This is a genomic window from Aquidulcibacter sp. (assembly GCF_020253525.1).
In the GTDB taxonomy this organism is placed as follows: domain Bacteria; phylum Pseudomonadota; class Alphaproteobacteria; order Caulobacterales; family Aquidulcibacteraceae; genus Aquidulcibacter.
This window is the reverse complement of sequence record NZ_JADCBK010000125.1, coordinates 1-8,856: the sequence shown is the minus strand read 5'-3', so window position 1 is coordinate 8,856 and position 8,856 is coordinate 1. Positions and strand designations below refer to the sequence as shown.

The window sequence follows — 8,856 nt, the reverse complement described above, 5'->3', positions numbered from 1 at the left end:
GCTGTCTTGGGTCAAATTGACTTTGAATGAACCGCGCGCCAATTCGAGCGGACCAATTCTCGCCCGCAAGGAAATATCGACCGAACGGCTCTGCCCCGGGCCCAGATTGGTGAGCAGGCTTGGCGATGGACCGTTTTGCGCGACACCAGGCGTTGCAAGCACGCAAAGGGCTGCAATCGTGCGCACCAGCGGGAGTTTTGACATCAGAGGCTCTTTCGTTTCGGCTTTCAGACAAGGCCTATGCTAGGTAATTCTGTCTGAACGCAAGCTGATTGCTTATGGTCGCAAATGTGGCGCTGTCTAGACGCGCGCTGCATCTTCCTGATGAGCCCTTGGGCCCTGTCGCCCAACCAATTTATCCGCCTTGGCAGGCCCTTTGGAGTTCGCGCTGCCAAGTGCCAATCAAGGGCGCAAGCTCATCAGAGGGGCCTTGCCGCTCGCTCAACAAAATATCGACAGCCCGGGCGGCAAGGCCTAAAGCCTCAAAGCCAAATGTAGCGGCATTGCCCGCTTGAACATGGGCAAGTCTGCGCAGGTCTTCATAGGTTCTCTGTTCTGCAAAACCAAAGTCCACTTCACTCTGTAGGCCTTCGAGTGCCCCTAGGTCTGTTTTCAAACTAACCAAATAGCTCCCCCTCAGGGCAGTAAGATCTGGTGGGCTTCCAAACGCGCGCATGACTTTTCTCCGTCTGTTTCCCATGGATACCGACAAATGCTTTCGGCTTTGATAAGCCAATGCGGACCTTTTCAGAAGGTTTTGTGACGCTTTTGTTACAGATAGCGCACTTTTTATCTCATTGATTAATAAACCCTAATTTCCCAAATTTACAAATCTGTCGTTCAAAAGTCATAGATTTGTCATATAAGTGTTGTCACATAGTCATTTTAATGTCACATTCCTTGGACGGGACATCTGGGTCGCGCAATTTTGTGGGTCATTGAGGAGATGGCTATGGCACACCGTTTTGTTGGACTGATCGCTTTTGCTGTTTTGGCATCGGGTTCTGCGCAAGCAGAAATCGCCGATCAAAAGGTGCCGGCCAATGCCGCCCCTGAAGTGGTTTTTAAACAGATTGAGCAAGCTGCGACCAAGATGTGTGCGGAAGCTGCCCGTCGCGACCGGGTTGTGAACGAGACCCAGTGCGTCAATACCTTGATTGCTTATGCTTTGGCTGAGGCGGATCGTCCAAGCTTGACTGCCGTTGCATTGGCAGAGCGGCCAGCTGTTGCAACCATCCGTGTGCAATTGCCTGAAGCCAACAGACCCATGCAAACAACCGCACTAGCTCAATAACTTGGCCCAATAACTCGGGCTAAGGGCCCGAGGCTCCGCCGCTTTTTTGGTCTAGATCTGATTAACCGTCCGTCAGACGTGCGCGTGCAAGCTTTACTTGGCTTTCGCGCACGGCGACTTGGGCAAGCTTTACCTGCGTGGCCACTTCTGAACGAATGCGCGCCATATCGGCTGGGCTCAACAACCCACACACCCCATCGGCCTGCCCCAATGTGCAAGTCTTTTTGCCGTCATCTGACGAGACGACGAACGAGAAATCACCTTCATCGAGGCGCGCCGCAAGCAATTGGGTAATCTCAAGACGCTGAACCGCTTGGTCGAGTTCGTGCTCTAAATTCTTATATTGTGCCGGCGTTAAAGTGGTTGGCGTTTCAAACCGAATTTTCACACGTGCAGCATTGCGCGCTTGTTCTAACGCGCTCGCTGCGGCCGCACCCTGCAAAGCCAGTTTGGCTGATTTGCTGGCCTCTGCTTGAGCTTGGGCCATCAAGCTCTTCATCGATTCAGGTGCTGCCAGAGCAGGGTGCAGGTTTGCCAAGGCGGGCGGTGCCGGGGGGGCTGGGGCAATAGGAGGCTCTGCAGCAGAGGGCGGTTGAGGTGGTAACGGCCGCTCACCACGTTCGGGCGCTTGTGGCTGGACGGTCGCATCGGCCATGACCAAGCGCGGTGTTGCCCGCACCGAAGGCTTTTGGAACACGTGCGCGACCAGGCTTTGCTTGGCTTCGGACACGTGTACCTGTGCCAATTTGCCGTTTTGGCACTGCGCTGCAAAGGCGGTGGCGGCACTCAATTGAACTTTAGGGGTCGCTTTGGCGCTGCCATAGGGCAAGCCGATCGCCAGCTTTAGGCCGTCCAAACTATGAGCCCGGGCATCGGCCGATGCCCATAGGCCGTTCATCGCGCCGGCTGCTCCAAAGCTGCCGAGCAAGGCGGCCGCGCCGATCATGGTCAGTCGAAGTCGCAACGCTAGTCACCTCATGCGCGGTGGAGGAAGTACCGCAACACCCGTCTCCACCCCATCCCGTCTGCTTCGTCAACGCAGATCGGCAAGTTTGAGGCCATTCTAACATAAGTTTAACACTGCCGTCATGGATCGCCCATGTTTGGGTGGCCTGCGCAACATCCCTTTGCTTGCTTTAGGCAAGCACAAGGCAAACCCCCGGAGGTCTTTTCCTCGCGGGGCTAAAGGTGTTGGGTGAAGACCCCTCTCCCCTTAGGAGAGGGGGAAGGGGGTGAGGGCTTACACGCACCAATCTGAATTGCGTGGTACTAAAGCCAGACATGGACTGAACAACAACCACCTATGTGCTATAAGCCCTAACCCCCGCCCGTCGACCTATAGGTCGACCCCAGAGGGAGAGGGGAGCTCCCCCAAGGTCCCCGCTCTCCACTTCGTTTTGGCGGGGATGACATTGTTTTAGATGGTTTTATCTAGAAGCGTTTTGGTGCCCATTCTGGTCACCAAAACGCTTGCTTCATCGTGCTCGGGCGATTTGTCGCGTCAAGTCCAGATTTCCTTCGGAAATCTGCTGCGAAGCGGCGCAAAGCGGACTTGACGCGACCAATCGCCCACGAACAATCGAAGTTGGCCTTTGGTGCAGGCAGGGCCTGCGCATGAGCCTTCCAGAAGGGAAAAAAGCGCTACCGGGTCGCCATCCCCCGCCGCAAACACCCCCAAGGTCCCCGCTCTCCACTGCGTTCCGGCGAGGATAACAAGGAGGACGGAGATGGCCTATGCCTCTTGTGCTACTTTGGCAGGCTGGGTTGGATCATAGGCCAGAATGGGGGCGAGCCAGCGTTCGGCTTCGCGCATCTCCATCCCTTTGCGAATGGCATATTCGCTGACTTGATCGCGGTCGATCCGGCCGACACCAAAATATTCGGCCTGCGGATGGCTGAAATAAAGGCCCGAAACCGAGGAACCCGGCAACATGGCAAGGCTTTCCGTAAGCTTCATCCCAACCTTAGCTTCTGCATCTAAAATACGGAACAATTGATGTTTTTCAGTATGGTCAGGTTGGGCTGGATAGCCCGGAGCTGGGCGAATGCCGCGGTATTTTTCGCCAATCAAATCATCCACCGCCAATTGCTCATTGGGTACATAGCCCCAATGCTGTTTGCGCACCAATTCATGCATCCGCTCAGCAAAAGCTTCGGCCAAACGATCGCACAAAGCTTGGAACAAAATGGCCGAATAATCATCATTGGCATCTTTGAAGGCTTGGGTGCGTTCGCGCTCGCCATGACCGGCTGTCACCGCAAAGCCACCAATCCAATCCTCGACCCCTTCTGGGGCCACAAAATCGGCCAGAGCCAAATTGGCGCTGCCTTCGCTTTTGATCATTTGTTGGCGCAAGGTGTGGAAAGTCGCTTCCCGCTTGGTGCGGCTTTCATCTTGCCAGACGGCAATATCATCGCCAACCCGATTGGCGGGCCAGAAGCCGATAACGCCTTTGGCCGTCACCCACTTTTCGGCAACCATCTTGTCCAACATGGCACGCGCATCGGCATAAAGCGGCTTGGCCGCCTCCCCCACAATCTCGTCTTCCAGAATGGCCGGGAATTTGCCGTGCAATTCCCACGTGGCAAAAAACGGCGTCCAGTCAATGACGGGAACCAAATCCGCCAGCGGATAATCGTCAAACACGCGGGTGCCGATAAAGCTGGGCTTAGGCGGGCTATAGTCGGTAAAGTCCAGCTTGGCCGCATTGGCGCGGGCAGCAGCCAAAGTCGCGCGCGGGCGCTTGTCTTGCCCGGCAAAATGGGCGAGGCGGGCGCGCTCCTGATCCTCAAGCGTTTCTTGGATGAGGTCTTGACGATCCTCGCCCAAGAGCTTTTGCACAACAGGTACGGCACGACTGGCATCTGTCACATAAAGAACTGGACCTTTGTAATTGGGCGCGATCTTCACCGCCGTATGGGTACGCGACGTGGTAGCCCCACCGATCAACAACGGCATATCGCCAAAGCCTTGACGCTCCATCTCGCTCGCCACCCAGCTCATCTCGTCCAAGGAAGGCGTGATCAGACCGGACAGGCCGATAATGTCGACCTTATGCTCTCGCGCGGCTTCAAGGATCTTCTCGCAGCTGACCATGACGCCCAAATCAACCACATCAAAGCCGTTACATTGCAACACGACGCCGACAATATTCTTGCCAATATCGTGCACATCGCCCTTCACGGTCGCCATCAGAACCTTGCCCGCGGCCTGATCTTGGGTGCCAAGCCGCAGCTTTTCTTCCTCCATATAGGGCAGAAGATGGGCGACAGCTTGTTTCATGACGCGGGCAGACTTCACCACTTGTGGCAGGAACATTTTGCCCGAGCCAAACAGGTCCCCCACCACATTCATCCCGTCCATCAACGGGCCTTCAATCACATGCAAGGGCCGTTCGGCTTCAAGGCGGGCGGCTTCGGTATCTTCAACAATAAATTCGGTAATGCCATGCACCAAAGAGTGAGCCAGACGTTCCCGCACGGGGGCTTCGCGCCACGTCATGTCCTTGACGGCTGCCTTTTGGCCACCCTTGCCGCGATAATCCTCAGCCGTTTCCAGCAAGCGCTCGGTCGAATCAGCGCGACGGTTCAAGATCACATCTTCACAGCGTTCGCGCAGTTCAGGGTCAATGGAATCATAAACCGCCAATTGGCCAGCATTGACGATGCCCATATCCATGCCGGCTTTGATCGCATGATAGAGAAAGACCGCGTGCATCGCTTCGCGAACAGGCTCGTTGCCGCGGAAGGAGAAGGAGACGTTGGACACCCCGCCCGACACATGGGCATGCGGCAAAGTTTCGCGAATGATACGCGTTGCCTCGATAAAGGCCACGCCATAGTCATTGTGCTCTTCAATCCCGGTTGCGACCGCAAAAATGTTCGGGTCAAAAATGATGTCTTCGGGTGGGAAGTCGAGCTTATCGCGCAAGAGGTGATAGGCGCGGGTACAAATCTCAACCTTGCGATCAACCGTATCGGCTTGGCCCAATTCATCAAAGGCCATCACGACAGCAGCAGCCCCATAACGGCGTACTTTCTTGGCTTGCGCCAAGAATTGGGCTTCGCCCTCTTTCATCGAAATAGAGTTTACGATGGGCTTGCCTTGGGTGCATTTCAGGCCGGCCTCGATGATTTCCCACTTAGAGCTGTCGATCATCAAAGGCACTTTGGCGATATCGGGCTCGACCGAGATCAGATTCAAGAAGGTCGTCATCGCCTTCACGCCATCAATCAGCGCCGCATCCATATTGATGTCGAGCACATTGGCACCACTTTCGACCTGTTGCAGCGCGACCGCCAAGGCGGCCGTGTAATCGTCATTCTCAATGAGCTTACGAAACTTGGCAGAGCCGGTCACATTGGTTCGCTCGCCGACGATCACGAAGTTAGAAAAAGGATTGGTCAAAGGCTTCTCGATCACGCTGCTGCGGTAAAGGGTTCAAGGCCAGAAAGCCTCAAGGCGGTTTGGATCACGGGGGCAACACGCGGCTTACCATGGCTGGCCGCATGGGCGATGTGATGGATATGATCTGGTGTCGTGCCACAGCACCCCCCCATCACATTGACCAACCCTTCTTGCGCCCAAGGCGTCATGGTGTGACACATATCATCTGGCGTCTCGTCATAGCCGCCAAAGGCATTGGGCAGGCCCGCATTGGGATAGACCGAGACCCGGCAGCTTGCTACCCGCGACAATTCTGCCAAGAAGGGCCGCATTTCATTGGGACCCAAGGCGCAATTCAAGCCAATCTACCACGGGTTGACATGTCGAACGGCATTCCAAAAAGCTTCAACCGTTTGACCAGACAAGGTGCGACCCGACCGATCTGTAATCGTGCCAGAGATCATGATAGGCACATCCTCGCCCCGTTCCTCGAGCACTTCGGAAATGGCATATAGCGCAGCCTTTGCCACCAAGGTGTCAAAGATGGTCTCCACCATCAAGAAGTCGACCCCACCATCAAGCAGGCCGAGCGTCTGCTCGCGATAAGCAACCACCATTTCATCAAATGAAGCAGCCCGGTAGCTGGGATCATTGACATCAGGTGACAAAGACAGAGTCTTGTTTGTGGGCCCAATAGAGCCAACAACTGCCTTGGGCGCGTCGGCTGTTTCATAGGCCAAACAGGCTTGGCGGGCCAATTTGGCAGCTTCGAGATTAAGCTCATAAGCCAGTGGCTCGAGCGCATAATCGGCTTGGCTGATCGTGGTCGCATTGAAGCTATTGGTCGAAATCAGGTCCGCACCAGCCTTCAAAAAGGCCTCATGAATGCCATAAATAATGTCGGGCTTTGTCAGCACCAACAAATCATTATTGCCTTTTAGGGGATGAGCATGGTCAGCAAAACGGGTGCCGCGATAATCTTCTTCCTCCAGCTTGAAGGTCTGGATCATCGTCCCCATCGCGCCGTCGAGGATCAAGATGCGATCTAAGGCAATGGCTTCGATCTTGGCCAAACGGTCTTGGCGGCTTGGAAAATGGGTCATGCCGCATCCTTTTCGGTGGCAGGCGTTTTGAGGCCCAACCGACGGCAGGTAGCAAGCGAGAGCTCTGCCCGATTGAGGGTGTAGAAATGAAAGCGATCAACGCCTTCGGCTTGCAGCTTAAGGCACAGGTCTGCGGCAACCGAGGCGGCTACCATATCGCGCACCTCTGGGCTCTGATCGAGGCCCTCAAACGCTTGTGCAAACCAAGCCGGAATGCTGGTGCCGGTCGAGGTCGCCATACGTGTGTAGCCCGCGACATTGCCAACAGGCATGATGCCGGGCAGCAATGGAATTGTAATGCCAGCTTTGGCCGCCGCATCGCGGAAGCGTAGATAGACATCGGCCTCGCAAAAGAATTGACTAATGGCGCGGGTGGCACCTGCATCAATCTTGGCCTTCAGCACATCGATATCATGCTGCAGGCTGGGGCTTTCTGGATGCTTCTCTGGATAGAAGCTCACTGAGACATCAAAGTCTGCAATGCGACGCGCCGCAGCTGTAACTTCCGTCGCATTCACATAGCCGTCGGGATGGGGTTCAAACTTGGTGCCAACCCCAGTCGGGGGGTCGCCGCGTAAGGCAACGATGTGGCGCACGCCAGCTGCCCAATATTCTCGCAAAACCTCATCAACTTCCGCTTTGGATGCGGCGACGCACGTCAAATGGGCGGCAGGTTGGAGCGAGGTTTCATCCAAAATGCGCTTAACGGTACGATGCGTGCGTTCACGGGTGGAGCCACCCGCGCCATAAGTCACAGACACAAAATCAGGCGCAAGTGGTGCCAAGCGGGAAACAGCATCCCACAATTTCGCTTCCATCGCCTCCGACTTGGGCGGAAAGAACTCAAAAGAAATGGTGGGTTGGCTCATGAGGTGATCCTAGATTCTAATTGTTTTGTTGTGACGGCGGCTGGCCTGTTTGGTGGCAGCTGAGCCTTCCACAAGGTAACCGCAAGCCCAGATTGGCCGGCTTCTGGTGCGATATGCTCAACCGCATCCACCACCAAACCAAACTGCTCGCACCAATTTGTAACTTCATGATCTGGGAAACCCAAACGCCGGTGGGCGTGGACTTGCCGCAATTCTTCAAACGCATGGGGTGCAAAGTCTGCAATCAGCAAGGTCCCCCCAGGCTTTAGTATCCGGGCAGCTTCTTTGATTGCCGCTTGGGGTTCTGGCAGATAATGCAAAACCTGATGAATGGTCACGAGGTCGGCACAATTGTCCTCGTAAGGCAGGCCCAAAATATCTGCCTGCCGGACCGAGGCTTGACCGCTGCCAGTATCGTCTAATCGGGCACGGGCCAAAGCCAACATCTTCCGGCTCGAATCAACCCCTTCGGCACGACGCGCTTGCGGGGCGAACAATTCGATCATGCGACCCGTGCCAGAACCGAGATCTATATGGAGACCGAAATTTTCACCTGCAACAGCCTCTACCAAGCGCGCTTCGACGAGGGCCTCTGGTTGGTGCAGACGACGCAAGGCATGCCATTCGTCTGCCGCGGTTTCAAAATAGGCTCGCGCCAATTCTTCACGTTGAACTTGGACCTGTGCCAAGCGTTCGAGGTCCCTTAGGAGAATAGAATCATCCTTATCCACCTCATCCAAAATGGCACGGATAATACGCCCTACAGAACCATCCGTCTTTAATCGAAAGAACACCCATGCCCCTTCCGGACGACGTTCCAGCAAGCCTGCCTCAGCCAAAAGTTTTAGATGACGCGAAACCCTCGGCTGGCTTTGATTGAGCACAGTGGACATTTCACCGGCGGCGAGTTCGCCACGCGCGAGGAGAACCAAAATCCGCAACCGCGTTGGTTCCCCGATAGCCCTAACGATGTCGACAATTTTATCCATGCTCAATCCTAACATGAAGATATAAACATATCTTTATATGATATAGCAAGGACTTTATGCGACACAACAGACAAAGGGGTTTGAAGTCGCTTAAAACCTCCATACAGAGTTCTCATGACAGAAGCTATGCCTAAGCCCTCAACCGTGACAATTCATACGGATGGTGCCTGTTCGGGAAATCCCGGCCCGGGCGGTTGGGGTGCAATTCTACAAT

8 protein-coding genes and 1 pseudogene are annotated in these 8,856 nt (G+C 55.1%); 2 read left to right on the top strand and 7 right to left on the bottom strand.

What is annotated here, in order from left to right; translation table 11 throughout:
* Both IOB61_RS13605 and IOB61_RS13600 read right to left on the bottom strand, forming a co-directional pair.
* The coding region (locus tag IOB61_RS13605) for a hypothetical protein (protein WP_290817764.1) at positions 1-204 on the bottom strand (204 nt) is incomplete at its 3' end.
* Positions 205-355: 151 nt separating this feature from the next.
* Complete coding sequence (locus IOB61_RS13600) at positions 356-676, bottom strand: Hpt domain-containing protein (RefSeq protein WP_290817761.1); 321 nt, start codon at positions 674-676, stop codon at positions 356-358.
* Between the two features lie 276 nt (positions 677-952).
* Between IOB61_RS13600 and IOB61_RS13595 the strand changes: the two genes are divergently transcribed.
* Complete coding sequence (locus IOB61_RS13595) at positions 953-1,294, top strand: hypothetical protein (protein WP_290817759.1); 342 nt, start codon at positions 953-955, stop codon at positions 1,292-1,294.
* Between the two features lie 61 nt (positions 1,295-1,355).
* On the opposite strand, the gene IOB61_RS13590 is transcribed toward IOB61_RS13595, so the two are convergent.
* From IOB61_RS13590 to IOB61_RS13570, 5 genes and pseudogenes are all read right to left on the bottom strand, one after another.
* Positions 1,356-2,258, bottom strand: a complete 903-nt coding sequence (locus IOB61_RS13590) for a hypothetical protein (RefSeq protein ID WP_290817756.1) — start codon at positions 2,256-2,258, stop codon at positions 1,356-1,358.
* 768 nt (positions 2,259-3,026) lie between these two features.
* Positions 3,027-5,702 carry a methionine synthase gene (gene metH, locus IOB61_RS13585; protein ID WP_290817753.1) on the bottom strand — a complete coding sequence of 892 codons (2,676 nt, stop codon included), beginning with the start codon at positions 5,700-5,702 and terminating at the stop codon, positions 3,027-3,029.
* An 11-nt stretch (positions 5,703-5,713) separates the two neighbouring features.
* Positions 5,714-6,691, bottom strand: a pseudogene (locus IOB61_RS13580) (homocysteine S-methyltransferase family protein).
* Positions 6,692-6,780: 89 nt separating this feature from the next.
* Positions 6,781-7,653 carry a methylenetetrahydrofolate reductase [NAD(P)H] gene (gene metF, locus IOB61_RS13575; RefSeq protein ID WP_290817750.1) on the bottom strand — a complete coding sequence of 291 codons (873 nt, stop codon included), beginning with the start codon at positions 7,651-7,653 and terminating at the stop codon, positions 6,781-6,783.
* On the bottom strand, positions 7,650-8,642 hold the full coding sequence (locus tag IOB61_RS13570) for a metalloregulator ArsR/SmtB family transcription factor (protein WP_290817747.1): 993 nt from the start codon (positions 8,640-8,642) through the stop codon (positions 7,650-7,652). The genes metF and IOB61_RS13570 overlap by 4 nt, the downstream gene beginning before the upstream one ends.
* 126 nt (positions 8,643-8,768) lie before the next feature.
* On the opposite strand from IOB61_RS13570, the gene IOB61_RS13565 reads away from it, so the two are divergent.
* On the top strand, positions 8,769-8,856 hold an 88-nt coding region (locus IOB61_RS13565), incomplete at its 3' end, for an RNase H family protein (RefSeq protein WP_367272859.1).